13 protein-coding genes are annotated in these 15,778 nt (G+C 51.8%); 3 read left to right on the forward strand and 10 right to left on the reverse strand.

Annotated elements, in window-relative coordinates; genetic code table 11:
- Positions 1–200 precede the first annotated feature (200 nt).
- Positions 201–788: a GNAT family N-acetyltransferase gene (locus NYE33_RS36075; protein WP_042133655.1), complete on the forward strand. Its 588-nt coding sequence runs from the start codon at positions 201–203 to the stop codon at positions 786–788.
- Between the two features lie 13 nt (positions 789–801).
- Complete coding sequence (locus tag NYE33_RS36080) at positions 802–1,686, forward strand: GNAT family N-acetyltransferase (protein WP_042133653.1); 885 nt, start codon at positions 802–804, stop codon at positions 1,684–1,686.
- 23 nt (positions 1,687–1,709) lie between these two features.
- Here the strand turns inward: NYE33_RS36080 and NYE33_RS36085 are convergent, their stop codons facing one another.
- From NYE33_RS36085 to NYE33_RS36095, 3 genes are all read right to left on the reverse strand, one after another.
- Positions 1,710–2,363: a M48 family metallopeptidase gene (locus NYE33_RS36085; protein WP_042140741.1), complete on the reverse strand. Its 654-nt coding sequence runs from the start codon at positions 2,361–2,363 to the stop codon at positions 1,710–1,712.
- Between the two features lie 23 nt (positions 2,364–2,386).
- The gene (locus NYE33_RS36090) at positions 2,387–3,790 is read right to left on the reverse strand and encodes a hypothetical protein (protein WP_341070056.1); all 1,404 of its coding nucleotides are present in this window, start codon (positions 3,788–3,790) and stop codon (positions 2,387–2,389) included.
- Positions 3,791–3,978: 188 nt separating this feature from the next.
- Positions 3,979–4,731: an SDR family NAD(P)-dependent oxidoreductase gene (locus NYE33_RS36095; protein ID WP_042133649.1), complete on the reverse strand. Its 753-nt coding sequence runs from the start codon at positions 4,729–4,731 to the stop codon at positions 3,979–3,981.
- 173 nt (positions 4,732–4,904) lie between these two features.
- Between NYE33_RS36095 and NYE33_RS36100 the strand changes: the two genes are divergently transcribed.
- A complete protein-coding gene (locus NYE33_RS36100; protein WP_042133647.1) occupies positions 4,905–5,552 on the forward strand; it encodes a TetR/AcrR family transcriptional regulator in 648 nt (215 codons plus the stop codon).
- Positions 5,553–5,681: 129 nt separating this feature from the next.
- Here NYE33_RS36100 and NYE33_RS36105 read toward each other — a convergent pair whose 3' ends face one another.
- The 7 genes from NYE33_RS36105 to NYE33_RS36135 all read right to left on the reverse strand — a co-directional run bounded on the left by NYE33_RS36105 (position 5,682) and on the right by NYE33_RS36135 (position 15,455).
- Positions 5,682–6,707: an ABC transporter ATP-binding protein gene (locus NYE33_RS36105; protein ID WP_042133644.1), complete on the reverse strand. Its 1,026-nt coding sequence runs from the start codon at positions 6,705–6,707 to the stop codon at positions 5,682–5,684.
- The gene (locus NYE33_RS36110) at positions 6,704–7,720 is read right to left on the reverse strand and encodes an ABC transporter ATP-binding protein (protein ID WP_042133642.1); all 1,017 of its coding nucleotides are present in this window, start codon (positions 7,718–7,720) and stop codon (positions 6,704–6,706) included. The genes NYE33_RS36105 and NYE33_RS36110 overlap by 4 nt, the downstream gene beginning before the upstream one ends.
- Positions 7,687–8,646, reverse strand: a complete 960-nt coding sequence (locus NYE33_RS36115) for an ABC transporter permease (RefSeq protein WP_052422169.1) — start codon at positions 8,644–8,646, stop codon at positions 7,687–7,689. Before NYE33_RS36115 ends, NYE33_RS36110 begins: the two co-directional genes overlap by 34 nt.
- Before the next feature lie 59 nt (positions 8,647–8,705).
- Positions 8,706–9,677 carry an ABC transporter permease gene (locus NYE33_RS36120; protein WP_039306525.1) on the reverse strand — a complete coding sequence of 324 codons (972 nt, stop codon included), beginning with the start codon at positions 9,675–9,677 and terminating at the stop codon, positions 8,706–8,708.
- 123 nt (positions 9,678–9,800) lie between these two features.
- Entirely contained in the window at positions 9,801–11,543 is a 1,743-nt protein-coding gene (locus NYE33_RS36125) for a peptide-binding protein (protein ID WP_042133640.1), read from the reverse strand.
- 629 nt (positions 11,544–12,172) lie between these two features.
- Positions 12,173–14,740 carry an ABC transporter permease gene (locus tag NYE33_RS36130; protein WP_042133638.1) on the reverse strand — a complete coding sequence of 856 codons (2,568 nt, stop codon included), beginning with the start codon at positions 14,738–14,740 and terminating at the stop codon, positions 12,173–12,175.
- A gap of 13 nt (positions 14,741–14,753) precedes the next feature.
- The gene (locus NYE33_RS36135; protein ID WP_042133636.1) at positions 14,754–15,455 is read right to left on the reverse strand and encodes an ABC transporter ATP-binding protein; all 702 of its coding nucleotides are present in this window, start codon (positions 15,453–15,455) and stop codon (positions 14,754–14,756) included.
- Positions 15,456–15,778 lie beyond the last annotated feature (323 nt).

The raw sequence follows: 15,778 nt of genomic DNA on the forward strand, positions 1-15,778 counted from the left end.
TCCATTGATTGTGAATAGTACCAGAGAGTACTTTTAGGTAGCCTTTAGCGTATTGACTTATCAATAGTTATATGATATATAGCAGCTGAGTGAAGACCTATATAAGTTGCTATAAAAGTAGCTTCATTGAAAAGCTTCATTATATGCAGCTATATATAATACTCACGCTCAGATTACATATCTCTCTAGGAGCTGAACTTATGCCTATTCATCCGATTGACCCGATCCTCCTCTCCATGCCGGAGAGCTTTGAAAGCCGCCGCCTGCTGATCCGTGCCGCTCTATGGGGAGACGGCGCCGCTGTAAATGAAGCCGTTCAGGAGAGCACAGCCGAATTAAGCCCTTGGATGCCCTGGGCACAGCATATCCCGTCTGTGGAGGAATCCGAAGCCTCCATCCGGAAGTCACGGCTGCAATTTCTGGAACGCAAGGATATCCGGCTGCTGCTCGTGAATAAGAAGACCGGTCAGCTGGTCGGCAGCAGCGGTCTGCACCGGATCGACTGGCAGGTGCGGAAGTTTGAAATCGGTTATTGGGTCCGCACCTCCTGCGCCGGACAAGGTTATATCACGGAAGCGGTGAGGGCCATTGCCGATTTCGCCGTACAGAAGCTGCAGGCGGCCCGGCTGGAGATCCGCTGTGATTCCCGCAATACACAGAGTGCGCGGGTGGCTGAACGTGCAGGCTTCACTCTGGAAGGCATTCTGCGGAATGACAAATTAGATGTACAAGGGGCCTTAAGAGACACTATGATTTATTCGAAGGTTCGCGGGGTTGAATATTACTGAAGGAGCAGCTGCCATGGATAATCTTCAATTTGTCTGCAATTATAAAGATCGGGAGCCGCTAAGAAACAGCTTTTTCGCGCTGGCTGCTGATACGTTTGAACTTGAGCTGGAGCGCTGGTATGAGCAGGGCTTCTGGGGGGAACGGTACATTCCTTATTCTTACGCAGAGGGTAATCGGGTAATTGCTAATGTCTCGGTGAACCTGCTTGAGCTGACTATTAATGGCGTGAGGTCCCGCGCCGTGCAGCTTGGGACGGTGATGACGCATCCTGACTACCGGGGACAGGGCCTGTCCGCCCGGCTGATGAACAAAGTGCTGGAGGATTACGGACTACAGTGTGAATTCATGTATCTTTTTGCCAACGATACGGTGCTGGACTTCTATCCCAAGTTCGGATTCCAGCCCGTGGAGGAGCAGCTCTTCTCCATGAACTGCCCTCCCGGTTCAGCCGGGTCCACCGGATCTCCGGAAATCCGCAAGCTGGATCTGTCCATAAGTTGTGATCTGAGCCTGGTCGCCACCTTCGCAGCGCAGCGGCAGCCGGTATCCGAACGCCTTGGCGTCAGCGGTGCCGATGGACTGCTGATGTTCTACTGCCTGAACGTCTTCAGCGGCGATCTATATTACCTGGAGGACGAGGAGGTCATCGCCATCTGCCGGCAGGAGAGCAGCCGGTTAGAGATTTACGATCTGATCAGCACGAAGCCCGTCGCCGTCCGCGAAATCGCAATGAAGCTTGCGGACAGCGCCACGGAGGCTATAGTCTTCCACTTCACGCCTAGTGACGATGACCTTGAACTGGCGGGCAGCAGCTGCCCAAGCGGTTTGTTCGTGCGGAATCAGAGCAGTCTGCAGTACCCTGCGAACGTCAAACTTCCGGCAACATCCATCGCTTAAGCCACGCCGTCATCACATAGGATTCAGAGTGTCATGAATTGCCCCTGCCGGGCCAGATAAGCTTCCTTCTCTTTGTAGTCCGGCATTACACTTCCCAGGCGGCGCCAGAAGGACCGGTCATGATTCATATGCAGCAGATGACAGAGCTCATGAATGATGACATAGTCGATCACCTCCGGCGGCGCCATGGCAAGGCGGTAGTTAAACGTCAGTTTTTTATCAAAGCTGCAGCTCCCCCATTTGGTCCGCGATTCCACAATCTCGATACTCTTCGGCTTCACCTTCAGCTGGGCCTGATAACGGGTAATGCGCTCTGCAACGATTTTTTTCAGACTGGCCATATAGAACTTCTTCAGCGCAAGCTTCAGCTCCTCCGCATTCATACCGCCGGTCGCAATCAGCTCATGCAGCGCGTGCTCTTTCCCCAGATACAGGTATGTTTCTTCCCCCTGATACTCCTTGATCTTCGGCACCTGCCGGGCCGCCGCATTGCTGCGCAGCTTCTCCAGTATCTTCGGGCCGAGCCCTTCCACCGCAGTGCGGATACTCTCTTCACTTGTTCCTGTAGGCACCTTAACGGTAATGAGATCCGATCCGTCAATCTGAACGGACATTTTCTTGCGCTTGGCATATTGAACATGGAGCGTAATCATCTGATCTTCGAGCTGAATCTGCATAGCCACCATCATTTCTGTAATTTCTAATACACCGGATACCCGGCTACAAACACTGCCAAATACAGCAGACTCCCCGCAATGAATAAGGAGGTAAGCGCGATATCCTTCCATTTCTTATCTTGGGTCAATACTACTGCCGCGAAGGCCAGCGGAAAAGCCACGGCGAAATAACGCGGAGCGGACAGCAGCCAGGTCGGACCCACAACGTAGACGAAATAGACGATTAAATACGCCATATAAGCAGGATGAAGTCTCTTCGCGCTTTTGAACATCATCAAGAGCACCAGGAAGATACTGATCAGATTCGGCAGCCACAGCCCCAGGAAGGAACGGAAGTCCGCATCCTTGAAGGTATTCACGGCATATTCCATCTGATATCTCACCGTATCGAAAAAGAAGTAGAACTGCTGCGACCAATGCTCCCGCTGATAAATACTGAACTGGAACACGTTGCCCGTAACATTGTAATTGATATAGAGATAGGCCAGCAGACCAAAGGACACTGTAGCCAGAGAGACCCCTGCTTGGATCAGTCTGTTAATAAAAGCCTTCCGCTCCAGCTGTCTGTAGCCTGCTGCCAAATCCCGGGCAAATTCCACGACAACCGGTACAGCCAGCAGTATCCCCGGAGAACGGGTGAAGCCGGCCAGCGCCGCACAGAGACAGCCGAGCAGCCAGCGCTTCTGGCGCACATAATACAATGCCATCAGGGAGAGCAGCAGGAACAGCGCCTCCGTCATGGGGATGAAGAAAAAGAACGCCGAAGGAAAGATGAAAATATATTTCACGACCCGCAGCGCATTGCTGCGTCCCATGTCCAGCCTGGCAAGCTCATAAGCGAACAACGCTGCAGCAAGGGTGCAAAGGTTAGCGGCTACAAAGCCGGCGGCCATATAATTGCCTGTAAAAAACTGCGCCAGCTTAATAATGACTGGAAATAAAGGCAGGAACACAATGTGGAACCGGGAGTCTCCTTCCGTGACATACCCGTGCTCAGCGATCCCCAGATAAGACATGGCGTCTATTCCGCGAATATGCCAGGTATCGGTAAAACGGGAGAATAAGCTTCCGGAAACCCCGTCTTTAAGCATCCAGAAGACATAGGCTATCAGAATGAGCAGCACACGGCTGGCCACCACCCAGAGCACAATCTTCCACCATGTCCGTTGCCGCTCCTCAGGCAGACTGTTGATACGTACCGGCTCCTGCATATTCCATGAACTTATGTATCCGGTCAAAGCGGGAATGGCCCGCAGTCCCGTCCAGATAAACAGCCCCAGACAGACTAGCGAGGCAAGGGTGCCCATCAGGCTCCACGCATGCACGGACACCGCCCATATCCATACGGCCACTATCATTATAAGAATAAAGAGAGCTGAAACTGCTTTGTCGACCTTTTTCACCATAGCCTCCGGTTCCGCATCCATTGCGGCATTGATTAGGATTAGAATTACAATAATCAGTCTTTTTCTCATTTTCTTATAGAAGTGGCTTTTACACAATAATTAGTTTACGGCGGTATCAAAAGCAAAGAGGAGCGCTGCCCATAAACCCGGCAGCACTCCTCTTCATCTATTTCAAGTTTGTCCCTCCCGGCAGCCGGGGCTTCGGGCTCTTATTTCGCTGTAACGCCGCCATCTACCGGCAGTTCTACACCAGTGATATAAGCCGACTCATCGGAAGCGAGGAACAGCACGGCTTCCGCCACTTCGGAGGCACGGCCGACACGCGGCAGCGCCGTCTGGGACAGGAACCATTTCAGCCTTTGTTCGTCATTCACGAACTCAGCGCTCATTGGCGTTTCGATAAAGCCGGGATGCACAGAGTTGACCCGGATATGATCTTTACCGAAATCAACAGCCGCCGCTTTGCTCAGCATGCGGACCCCGCCTTTGGAGGCTGTATAAGCGCCTGCGCCGCTGCTTCCGGTCAGACCTGCGATCGATGAAATATTGACAATTGAGCCTCCATTATTCTCCTGCATATGCGGAACCACATATTTCATCCCAAGGAAGGTGCTGGTCAGGTTAATGCTGATGACCTTGTTCCACTGCTCCATAGTTGTATCCAGAAGTCCGGTTGCAAGCGAAATTCCCGCATTGTTGACCAGCACGTCGATTTTGCCGTAAGTCTTCATCACTTCTTCGATCACATGGACCCATTGCTCTTCAGAGACCACATTATGAACATAAGCTGTAACCTGACCGCCGTCAGCTTCAATTTCCTTCACTACAGCCTGCAGCGCAGCTTCATTAATATCGGTAACGGCAACCTTGGCACCCTCCCGCGCAAAAAGCAGTGCTTCTTCACGTCCCATGCCGCTGCCGGCTCCGGTAATAATGGCAACCTTATCCTTCAGTCGATTCATAGCTGTATCCCCTTCGTTGTGTGAATTAAAATGTATGGTGATAGTTACACTATCACTGTGATATTTATCATATCACTTTGTGCGGATAAACTCAAACCCTCCTTGCTTAAAGAATAAGCACTAGCTATACTACTTGTAGTTCAAATACCGATAGTGAAAGGGTATAAGCTCTTATGGATCCCAAAACAAGATACGAGAAGGAACGCCTTGACGGCAAACAGCAGCGCTTATCCCTGATTCTGGAAGCAGCAGAACGCGTATTTAACCAGAAGGGGATTGAGAAAACCACGATGCAGGATATTGCAACTGACGCGAATATCGGCATTGCTACCCTGTTCAGGTATTTCCCCAAGAAAGAAAAGCTGATTGTTGCCATTGCTACCCGGCTGCTGGAGCCGATGCTGGAGCGGTTTGAATATGTGGCCGGATTGCCTGTGCCATGCCTGGACAAGCTTGAAGCATTATTCGATTTTTTCATTGAGGATCACTATAAATTAAGCACAACCTTCATGGTTGACTTCGAAAGCTACGCCGCCCATTTCCCGGAACCGCTGGAGGATATTCATCACTTCAATGCTCTGACCCGCCGGATTTCGCAGGTCTATTCCCGGATCATTCAGAATGGCATTGAGGACGGCTCGGTCCGCTCCGACCTTGAGGTGAGGGATACTTTAACTACATTAATTAATACGTTCGGCATTTTCTCGAAGAAGCTCTCGCTGCAGAAGAACATCCCTATGCTTGAAGCGGATCTTCCAACAGAGCTCCAGCTGGATATCCTCAAGCGGGTGTTTCTCGACTATCTGAAGCCCCTCGTATAGAGCACATATGCAGGGCAATGACTATTTCAGGGATACAAAAAATAGGGGGTGACCCCGCAGCCAGTTGTGGATATGGCTGCGGGGTCACCCCCTTAATCTGCGGGATATCCTTAGGAAATCGCGGATTATCTATGAATTCGGAAGCAACGGGAAATGACAGGCCACCGGACGGCCTGGAACAACCTCTTCAAGCAGCGGCTCCACCTGGCGGCATTTGTCCTGGACAAACGGGCAGCGGGTATGGAACCTGCATCCGGACGGCGGGTTAGCAGGGGATGGCACATCCCCCTCCAGCACAATGCGGTCCTGCTTGCGTCTTGGTGTCGGCTTCGGAATCGCCGAGAGCAGGGCGGCAGTGTAAGGATGCAGCGGAGCTGCAAACAGCTCCTCCGTCTCAGACACCTCCACCAGCTTGCCCAGATACATTACCCCGACGCGGTCCGAAATATGCCGGACCACATTCAGGCCGTGCGCAATGAACAGGAAGGTTAACCCGAGTTCCTTCTGCAGCTTCATGAGCAGGTTGATCACCTGGGATTGTACCGATACATCCAGTGCCGATACAGCCTCATCGGCAACGATAAACTGCGGATTCAGGGCAATCGCCCGGGCAATCCCGATCCGCTGGCGTTGTCCGCCGGAGAATTCATGCGGGTAACGGTTCCGGCGGCTGGCATCCAGCCCCACCAGCTCCATCAGCTCCACTACCCGGGCATCGATCTCTTTAGCCGACATGCTCCGGTGAATGCGCAGCGGCTCTCCGATAATATCCTTGACGAGGAACCGCGGATTCAGCGAGCCGAACGGATCCTGGAAGATAATCTGCATTTCTTCCCGGAGCTTCCGCATGTCACCGGAGCTCAGGGAATGGATATCCTTCCCCTTGAATAACACTTCTCCCCCTGTTGCACTCTGCAGCCGGAGCAGCACCCGGCCGAACGTGGATTTGCCGCAGCCGGATTCGCCGACCAGCCCGAAGGTCTCGCCTTTGCGGATGGATAAATTAACACCATCCACAGCCTTGACCTGTCCGACGGTGCGGTTAAGCAGACCCTTGGTGATCGGGAAATATTTCTTCACATCCTTAACTTCCAGCAATATTTCCGAAGAAGGCATATGTTCTCTTACCGGTTGGGTTGCCGTTTCATTCATCATGCGCGTTTCACCTCATTGCTGTAATCTGCCTGCACCGGCTTATCCTTGAATAGCCAGCAGGCCGTCCGGTGATCGTCCGAGATCATGAAATCCGGCGGCTCCTGGTTCCTGCAGATATCCATGGCATGGGGACAGCGCGGATTAAAGCGGCAACCGGAAGGCAGCTGGCCAATCGGAGGAATCGTCCCGAGAATGGTATACAGCTCGCCTCCCCGTCCGCCTTCAAACCCCGGAATCGACCGGAGCAGCCCGACCGTATATGGATGGCTCGGGTGGTCGAAAATCTCTTCGACCGTCCCCTCCTCCACGATGGCTCCGGCATACATAACAGCAATGCGGTCAGCCATCTCTGCCGCTACTCCCATATCATGGGTGATCAGCAGAATGGACATCCCGAGTTCGGATTGAAGCTTGCGCAGCAGATCCAGAATCTGAGCCTGCACCGTAACATCCAGTGCGGTTGTCGGCTCATCGGCGATGAGCAGTTCAGGATTACAAGCCAGCGCAATAGCAATGACGACGCGCTGGCACATCCCGCCGGACAGCTCATGCGGATACTGCTTGGCACGGATCTCCGGAGCCGGGATACCGACTAATTTGATCAGATCAACCGCCATCCTCAGGGCTTCGGCATCACTCTTGTTCTGATGAAGCCGCAGGCTCTCCGCAATCTGTTCGCCTACCGTAAATACCGGATTCAGCGACGACATCGGGTCCTGAAAGATCATGGCAATCTGATTCCCGCGGATTTCCCGCATCTCTTCCTGGCTCTTCGCCGCCAAATCCTGGCCGTGAAAATCAATACTTCCGTCAAGAATCATCCCTCCGGCATAATCAATCAACCGCATAATTGCGAGTGAGGTTACACTTTTACCGCTGCCGGATTCACCGACAATACAGACAGTCTGGCCTTTGTTCACAGAAATGGAGATGCCGTCGGTTGCTTTGAGAAGGCCCTTCTCGGTTGCAAAGCCGGCGGTCAGCTTCCGGATTTCGAGTAGTTTTTCCGCCATTGTTCCAGCCTCCTCCGGGATTTGGTCACTTGCTGTCTGGGATCTAGAGCATCCCGGATGCCGTCGCCGATAAAGTTAACTGCCAGCACTACGAGCAGGATGCAGAAGCCCGGATACACTGCCTGCATCGGGTCAACCAGCATGAATTCCTGAGCGTTGCTGAGCATTAGCCCCCAGCTTGTAGCCGGTGCCTGAATGCCGAGGCCCAGATACGACAACGCAGATTCACTCAGAATCGCACCGCCGACCATCAGGGTCGCATTTACGATAATCGGGAAGCTTGCATTACGGAGCAGATGCCGGAAAATGATGCCCCAGCTGGATACTCCAATCGCCCTGGCCGCCTCCACATATTGCATTTCACGCAGCTGCAGGAAGGTCCCCCGGACGAGCCGGGCAATACTCATCCAGCTGGTAAATGCCAGAATAAGAATCATGTATTTAATCTGTGTGCCGAACAGCGCCATAATCAGGATGTTCAGGAACAGGGTCGGCACAGAGTTCATCACGTCTACAATACGCATGAATACCGTATCTACAAACCCGCCGAAATACCCTGAAATGGCACCGATAACCGATCCGACAACTACGGAAACAAACGCAACGGAGAATCCGATAGCGAGTGAAACACGCGCACTGTACAGCAGTCTGCTGAGAATATCGCGGCCCAGCTCGTCTGTGCCAAGAGGGTGCCCCTCTGCTCCCGGCTTCAGATTGGCGAACATCAGATCAATCGCTTCCGGTCTATATTGGGTCAGTTTGGATGCGCAGACCGCCAGCAGCACAAATATAATCAGGACTACCAAACCGCCCATTGCGAACGGATTGCGCGAGAATTTCTTCCATAAAACACTCCAGGGACCCGGCGGCCGCTTGGAATCCACTACCGCAATCTCAGGGTCTGTCCCTCCGGGCATCGGATTCATGTCCGGGGTTCCAAACGGCTTAGATACAGCCCCTTTGGTAAACTCAGTATTCTCTGTATTCATGCCGTCTTGCCCCCTTGCTTACCGAGCTTCACCCGGGGATCAACTACGGCATACAGTATATCTGCCAGGAGATTGCCGATAACGACTATAACAGCCGTCACAATAGTAACAGCCATCAGTGCCGAATATTCGCGCGCACCTGCCATCTCAACAAACCAACGGCCCATTCCCGGCCAGTTGAATACATTCTCAGTTAAAGCGGCCCCTCCCACCAGTATGGGAAGATCAAGGCCGAGTATCGTAATAATCGGAATCAGTGCATTGCGCAGCGCATGGCGGAAGACGACCTTACGCTCTTTGACGCCCTTGGCACGCGCCGTACGGATATAATCCTGATCGAGCACTTCCAGCATACTTGCGCGCGCATATTTCATATAAGAGGCCAGGAAACCAAGTGCCAACACTGTTATCGGCAGCACCAGATGCATGAACAAATCGCCTATATTGCCTTCCTTGCCTCTGGTATACATGTCCGACAACGGAAACCAGTCCAGCTTCAGTGACAACCATTGCTGGAGGAGTATTCCGAACCAGAAGGTTGGCATTGCGAAGCCTAAGTAAGAAATGAATGAAGCCGTCTGGTCAGATAGACCATACACTTTGGTACTGTTATAGATTCCCCAAGGAATTGCGATCAGCAGTGATACCAGCCAAGCCGCACCCATCAGAATCACGGTGTTGCCAATACGCGGCCAGAGAAGATCGGATACCGCAATATGGTTCTTGAAGGTGTAACCCAAGTCTCCTTGCAGCAGGTCGCCGATCCAGCGCACATACTGTACCGGAACAGGCTGATCCAGCCCAAGGTTCTTGGCTTGCTGTTCAAATATTTCCGGGGATAAGCCCGGAGAAAGCATGACTTGCGTCGGTCCGCCCGGAGCAGCATGGATGAGAAGAAAGGTCAGTATGGTAATCAGAAAGATGACCAATACCGATTGAAGCACGCGTCGTATCAGATATTCTGTCATGGGCTATCCTCCTAGAGATGGTAAGGCGATAGATTACGGAAGGCTCCCCCATTCATACAAAAGGGGGAGGTGAAAGAGAATTCTCTTTCACCTCCCGTAATTCTATTCAGTTTGTTCGGTTCGTTAGTCGGTTACCCACCATTTGATAGCGTGGAAGAACTGTCCGTAGCCCAGTGACGGCTCAGGAGCATCTTCCTCTGCCCAGTGTACTCTAGGTCCTGTTCCGATAGCCTGACCATATTGATACAGGAATACATAAGGAAGGTCGGTAGAAATTTCTTTACCTACTTCTTTGTAGATCTCTTTACGTTTATCCTGGTCAACAGTGGAATAACCGTCCACCCACAGCTGATCCAGCTTCTCATTCTTATACCAGCCGCTGTTCTGGCCGGCAGGCGGGAAGTATTTGGAGGAGAAAATGCTCTCTGCATCCGGATCCGGTGTATTCAGAGACCATGCCAGCAGCAGGGCCTGGAATTTACCCGGTGTTACGTTCTGGTCAATCCAAGCTGCAAAGTCGATCGCCTTAGGTGTTACTTCGATACCAACATCCTTCAGGTTCTGCTGGATAACAGCGGCTACTTGCTCGCGGCGGCTGTTGCCGGCATTGTATTGCAGCTCGAAGGAGAAGCGGTGTCCGTCTTTAGTGAGAATACCGTCTTTGGCATCGGCAACCCATCCGTCTTCTGCCAGGAGCTTCTTGGCAGTTTCGGCGTTGTAGTCATAGTTCACAGCGGCATCACCCGGGTCAGCCCAAGTGTCCGGAAGGAATGGGGCATTCATCAGGGCGCCTACGCCTTTTAGAATATTGTCTACCATACCTTGACGGTTCAGTGCATGTGCAATTGCCTGTCTGGTCTTCTGTCCGGCGAAAAGGCCATAGTTATCAGGGAAGTTCTTGCCGTCGAAGTTAAACATTACATATTCATACTGTGCGCCCGGCTTCTGAATAATGTCGATATCGCCGTCAGCTTTAACGGCTTCAACCTGCGTTACCGGAATCGCACTGATATGGTCCGTGTCGCCCTTCATGATAGCCTGAACCTCAGTGTTCTGATCGGCGTAGATTTTGTAAACCACTTGAGCGATATGCGGCTTAACAGTACCCCAGTAGTTCGGATCGGCATCAAGGGTGTGGCTTTCGCCTTGTTTCCAGGCTGTCCATTTCCAAGGTCCGCTGGTTACGGTCTTGGCCGGGTCTGTACCGAAGGCATTGGTTTGGATTTCAGTCGGCTTTACATCCTTCAGAATGTGCGCTGGCACGATAGCCTGGCACAGGGCGTACAGGAACGGCGCATAGATTTGGGACAATGTGAATTTCACAGTCTGGTCATCGACCTTCTCAACGGTCTTCACCTTGTCAAATGCACTGGTCAGCGGTGAACCTGTCTCCGGATTTTTGCCGGTTTCGATTGTATACACCACATCATCGGCAGTGATCGGCTGGCCGTCACTCCATTTGATTGTATCTTTCAATTTCACGGTATAAGTCAGACCATCTTCAGAGATAACCGGAAGCTCTGCAGCCAGTGACCAAGGCTCCGGAGTTACGTTCCCTCCACGGTCCAGATCATACAAGGAGGCGAATACGAATTGGGCAATATCGCCTGAAGAGGTGTCATTGATTAAGAGAGGATTAATATTAACAATATCGGAGAATGTGCTGAGTACAATTGTTCCGCCGTCAACCGGTGCATCTGCGGCCGGTTCAGCTGTAGCATCAGGTGCTGCGCTCTCAGCGGCTGTTGTTGCTGCAGGAGCATTAGTTGGAGAACTTGCAGTGTTATTGGTGCTGCAACCCGTAAATAGAACCCCTACCAACGATACAACAAGTAAACTAGACCACCATTTTCTCTTTTTCGCCATTCCTTTTACTCCTCCTTAGTTAAGTGCGTGTAGTGAGCGTTACCCGGAACCACAGGTCCGGTTCGCCACCTTCTCTTCAAAGCTTCCGGGAGACTGGGTATTCTGGATGATTCTACCCCTGCCGCTATAATTCAGCTGACATCTGCAATTCATGTAATATAACATCACATGCAATGCCTATGACATTCAGAGATCAAATAGACCGCAGGTCAATTAGAGGCAGGGGCAACTTTCCCGGCTGGGAGTCTTAACAATTCCCTATAAATTATGGTTTATATTACATGTGAATATATCTTACGTCAATATATTTCTTTATCACTTTCATATCTTATTTATGTGTACAAAAAATAATTCCTTCCAATATAGTAAAAAAAACTCACCTTAAACCTCTTTTCAAACTATTCAACTATGTTTAATACTGTTAGTTTTCATGACTTAATGTTATCATTTTCGTGTTAATTCGACATCTTTCAGCATGATTATCTTTTTTGCGAGCTTGGTCGCATAGTGATTTCTATATTTCAATACACAAAAAGGAAGAAAACCAGGCCAGGAGAACTCTTCCGGCAGCCTGTTTTTCTTCCTCATTTTCTTGCTCTTTTTATGTTTTTGACAAAATAGTGACTACGTTACTCCACCGATTTCAACGCTTCAATCATATGAATCCGCTTCAGCTTAAGGTGCATGAACGCCATTACAATCCCCGAGAACAGCACGGTCAGCAAGGCTGCGTACAGATAACTCTGCCACTTGATCAGCGGAGCGAACATCGTGGCATCCAGCTCAGCCGTTGACAGGACAAAGCCATGCAGCAGAATCCCCAGTGCACCGCCGAAGATGATCCCGAGCAGTGTTAAGAGAATATTCTCCCGGTATATATACATGGTGACTTCCTTATCATAGAAGCCCAGCACCTTAATCGTAGACAGCTCACGGACCCGTTCAGACACATTGATATTGGTCAGATTATAGAGCACCACGAAGGCCAGCGCAGCAGCGGACACGATCAGTACTACTATAACAACGTCCATGCTCTTCATGGTTCCGTCAAAAGCTTCGCCCACCCCGCTGGAAAAGCTGACCAGCGCCACTTGCCCGTTGGCGGTTAATTTTTCCCCGAAGTGGTCTTCCCACTGCTTATCCTGCGCGCTATAGTTCAGCAGCTGAGTGTTATAGACCGCCCCGCCGCCAAATACCTTGGCATAGTAAGCCGGCGTCATATACACATAATGCAGCACATAGTTCTCGGTAACCGCCGACACCTTGACCTGATATTCCTCATTGTTGCTATCCAGAACAGTCAGGCTGTCTCCCGGAACCAGATCGTACAGCTTGGCGAGCTTCTCGGTAATGATTGCGCCCTCGTCAGTAAGCATCTTCGGTTCATCTGTTATTCGGTCCTTCAGTACAACGAACGGAGCCAGCTGATCTGCAGCCGCAGGAACAAAAATCCGTACCTCCTGATCGTTAACCCCTTTGGCCCGGGCAGTCATTGCTTCCTGAAGCACATCCAGCGTTCCCGTAACTGCGGACTCCTGTTTAATCAGTTCTGCGTAGGACGCCTTATCTCCGGCTGTTGCATTGTCATGCAGCGCAACCAGGGCGTTATATTTCATAATCCCGCCGAACTGCCGGTCGGCAATGCTGCCAATGGAATCCTTCAGCCCAAAGCCGGTCAGAATAAGCGCGGTACAGCCCGCCACCCCGATTACCGTCATGAACATCCGCTGCTTGTAGCGGAACAGATTGCGGGCCGTCACCTTCTGCACGAAACTAAGCCGTTTCCACAAAAAGCTGAACCGTTCCAGCATAATGCGCTGTCCGCTCTTGGGGGCCTTGGGCCGCATCAGTACCGACGCATTACTGCGCAGCTCCACCCGGGAAGCGATCATCGCCGTCATTGCTGTACATACCAGCGCTACTATTATGGAAATAATGGCGTAGGCGGGATAGAAGCTTTTGATCACGCCCGGCAGGTTATAGAGCTGGCTGTAGGCATTGTAGATAATGCCCGGAAATAAGGTAAAGCCGATCGCAAGGCCCGCAATGGATGCCGCCAGACTAGCGAGTGTGCCATACACCAGGAATTTGGTCATAATATCCATGGAACCATACCCCAGGGCCTTCAAAGTACCGATCTGCAGACGCTGCTCCTCAACCATACGGGTCATCGTCGTTAAGCTGACGAGTGCCGCAATCAGGAAAAAGAACACCGGAAACGCCGTGGCAATCGCCGACAGCCGGTCCGCATTATCCTTGTATTCGGCGTAACCCGGGTTAATCGTCCGGTCTGTCACATACACCTTCGGCAGCTCCAGCGGGTTCTGCGCTGCTGAGGCCTCCGCCTGCTGTTGCTGCGTTTGCTGTTGCTGCGCCTCGTCCATAGGCTGCCGGCCCGCAGCCAGCAGCTTTGCGGCTTCCGCTTTCAGCTCTTCCAGACGCTGCTGCGGGTAATCCTTCAGCGCTTCCTCGGTCTCCGGCAGATGCCGCTCGATGAGAGCATCATAAGCCGGAGTATAAGCTGTTTCTGCAGCCGTATCCGTGAAGCTGAGATAGGCCTCTGTGTACACCGGGAGGCTGAAGTCATCCTCCGGGATGACAGCAAACGCATCGGCTGTCCCTTTGCCGATCCGGCTCGTTCCTCGGGTCGACGTTTCAATATATTGCGGACTCTGCGCGAAGCCGACCACGGTATAGCTCAATGTCTGGAAGTTCCCCGCCAGATCATCCCCTGCCTCGCCGCTGAAGGTAATTGAATCTCCCAGCGAGAACTTCTCCTCCTGCAGCAGATAAGCGTCAAGTACGATCTCCCCGGATACCTCAGGCAGATGCCCGGAGGTAATCTTGTACCCGTTCAGTTCATTATCGTCAGCATAGGAATACACCTTAGCAATCAGTCCGCTCTCACCAAGAAACACATCCGAGCTGTACACAGGCTGAACAGTCTTCACTCCGGGAATGTCCCGAAGATTATCAATACTCTTCTCTGTCAGCCCATAAGTGGACTGAACGCGTAAATCCATCAGCCTATGATCCTTATAATAAGTCGCTGCGGTATCCAGCATATCCGGCCCCGCTGATTTGATCCCGGCAAAAAAACTTACCCCCAGCATAATAATCGCAAAAATCGAGAGAAACCTTGCTTTCGTATGACGGATTTCCCGAAAAACATCCTTCCATAATGCCCGTTTCTTCATGTCCTCCGGCTCCTTACCATTCAATATCTTCCACGGATACCGGTGTTGCGTTCCTCACCATTTTCCGTACCTTCGCGTTATTGATTTCAATAACCCGGTCCGCCATCGGTGCAATAGCCAAGTTATGCGTAATGACAATAACCGTGGTTCCGGTATTGCGGCAGGTATCCTGCAGCAGCTTCAGTACCTGTTTGCCGGTATTGTAATCGAGCGCACCTGTCGGCTCATCGCAGAGCAGCAGCTTCGGCTGTTTGGCCAGCGCTCTGGCAATGGCGACACGCTGCTGCTCCCCGCCGGACAGCTGGGCCGGAAAGTTATTCAGCCGCTCTCCAAGTCCTACATCCTCCAGCACCTTGCGGGCATCCAGCGCACGCGGAGAGATCTGGGATGCCAGCTCAACATTCTCCAGCGTCGTCAGATTGGGCACAAGATTATAGAACTGGAACACAAAACCCACGTCATTACGGCGGTAGCCGGTCAATTCTTTGGCGCTGAAACGAGCGATGTCGGTACCGTCCACAATGACCTGGCCTTCGTCGGCGGAATCCATCCCGCCCAGTATGTTAAGCACCGTCGATTTCCCCGCTCCGCTGGGACCTACAATCACAGCGAACTCGCCCTGTTCAATTTCAAAATCAATTCCGTCATTGGCTACAATCAGGGTCTCCCCCATCTTATACCGCTTATATTCGCCTTTCACAGTAACAAACGCCATGCCATCTCCTCCTGTCTTCTCCACAAACCGCCTTTGCTTGGGCATACATGCCGGCAATGCAGCCCTGCTCTCAAGTTTAGCACAAGAGCCCCCTATAAATACAAAAGCGGGATTATGCGGCAATCCCGTGCCCCGTTCCTTGCCGGAATAACGGAATCAGAACAAAATTACCCTAACGGCTAAATCAAGCTGGAGCCTATGCGGTTATGCGGGCTGTGCAGCTTATGTAGATATAAAGGCTACTCCACAATGCTCCTCATTTTCTCCTGTTGCCCGTATTCGGTGAAATCAGGGGCACTTTTGCTCTTCATTTCCGCCTCCCG

The organism is Paenibacillus sp. FSL R10-2199, assembly GCF_038000235.1.
GTDB lineage: Bacteria > Bacillota > Bacilli > Paenibacillales > Paenibacillaceae > Paenibacillus_AQ > Paenibacillus_AQ phytohabitans.

What these genes read in the sequence shown, in the direction of transcription:
- NYE33_RS36075 (WP_042133655.1), top strand. Translation starts at nt 201, where the DNA reads ATGCCTATTCATCCGATTGACCCGATCCTCCTCTCCATGCCGGAGAGC.
- NYE33_RS36080 (WP_042133653.1), top strand. Translation starts at nt 802, where the DNA reads ATGGATAATCTTCAATTTGTCTGCAATTATAAAGATCGGGAGCCGCTA.
- NYE33_RS36085 (WP_042140741.1), bottom strand. Translation starts at nt 2,363, where the DNA reads ATGCAGATTCAGCTCGAAGATCAGATGATTACGCTCCATGTTCAATAT.
- NYE33_RS36090 (WP_341070056.1), bottom strand. Translation starts at nt 3,790, where the DNA reads ATGGATGCGGAACCGGAGGCTATGGTGAAAAAGGTCGACAAAGCAGTT.
- NYE33_RS36095 (WP_042133649.1), bottom strand. Translation starts at nt 4,731, where the DNA reads ATGAATCGACTGAAGGATAAGGTTGCCATTATTACCGGAGCCGGCAGC.
- NYE33_RS36100 (WP_042133647.1), top strand. Translation starts at nt 4,905, where the DNA reads ATGGATCCCAAAACAAGATACGAGAAGGAACGCCTTGACGGCAAACAG.
- NYE33_RS36105 (WP_042133644.1), bottom strand. Translation starts at nt 6,707, where the DNA reads ATGATGAATGAAACGGCAACCCAACCGGTAAGAGAACATATGCCTTCT.
- NYE33_RS36110 (WP_042133642.1), bottom strand. Translation starts at nt 7,720, where the DNA reads ATGGCGGAAAAACTACTCGAAATCCGGAAGCTGACCGCCGGCTTTGCA.
- NYE33_RS36115 (WP_052422169.1), bottom strand. Translation starts at nt 8,646, where the DNA reads ATGAATCCGATGCCCGGAGGGACAGACCCTGAGATTGCGGTAGTGGAT.
- NYE33_RS36120 (WP_039306525.1), bottom strand. Translation starts at nt 9,677, where the DNA reads ATGACAGAATATCTGATACGACGCGTGCTTCAATCGGTATTGGTCATC.
- NYE33_RS36125 (WP_042133640.1), bottom strand. Translation starts at nt 11,543, where the DNA reads ATGGCGAAAAAGAGAAAATGGTGGTCTAGTTTACTTGTTGTATCGTTG.
- NYE33_RS36130 (WP_042133638.1), bottom strand. Translation starts at nt 14,740, where the DNA reads ATGAAGAAACGGGCATTATGGAAGGATGTTTTTCGGGAAATCCGTCAT.
- NYE33_RS36135 (WP_042133636.1), bottom strand. Translation starts at nt 15,455, where the DNA reads ATGGCGTTTGTTACTGTGAAAGGCGAATATAAGCGGTATAAGATGGGG.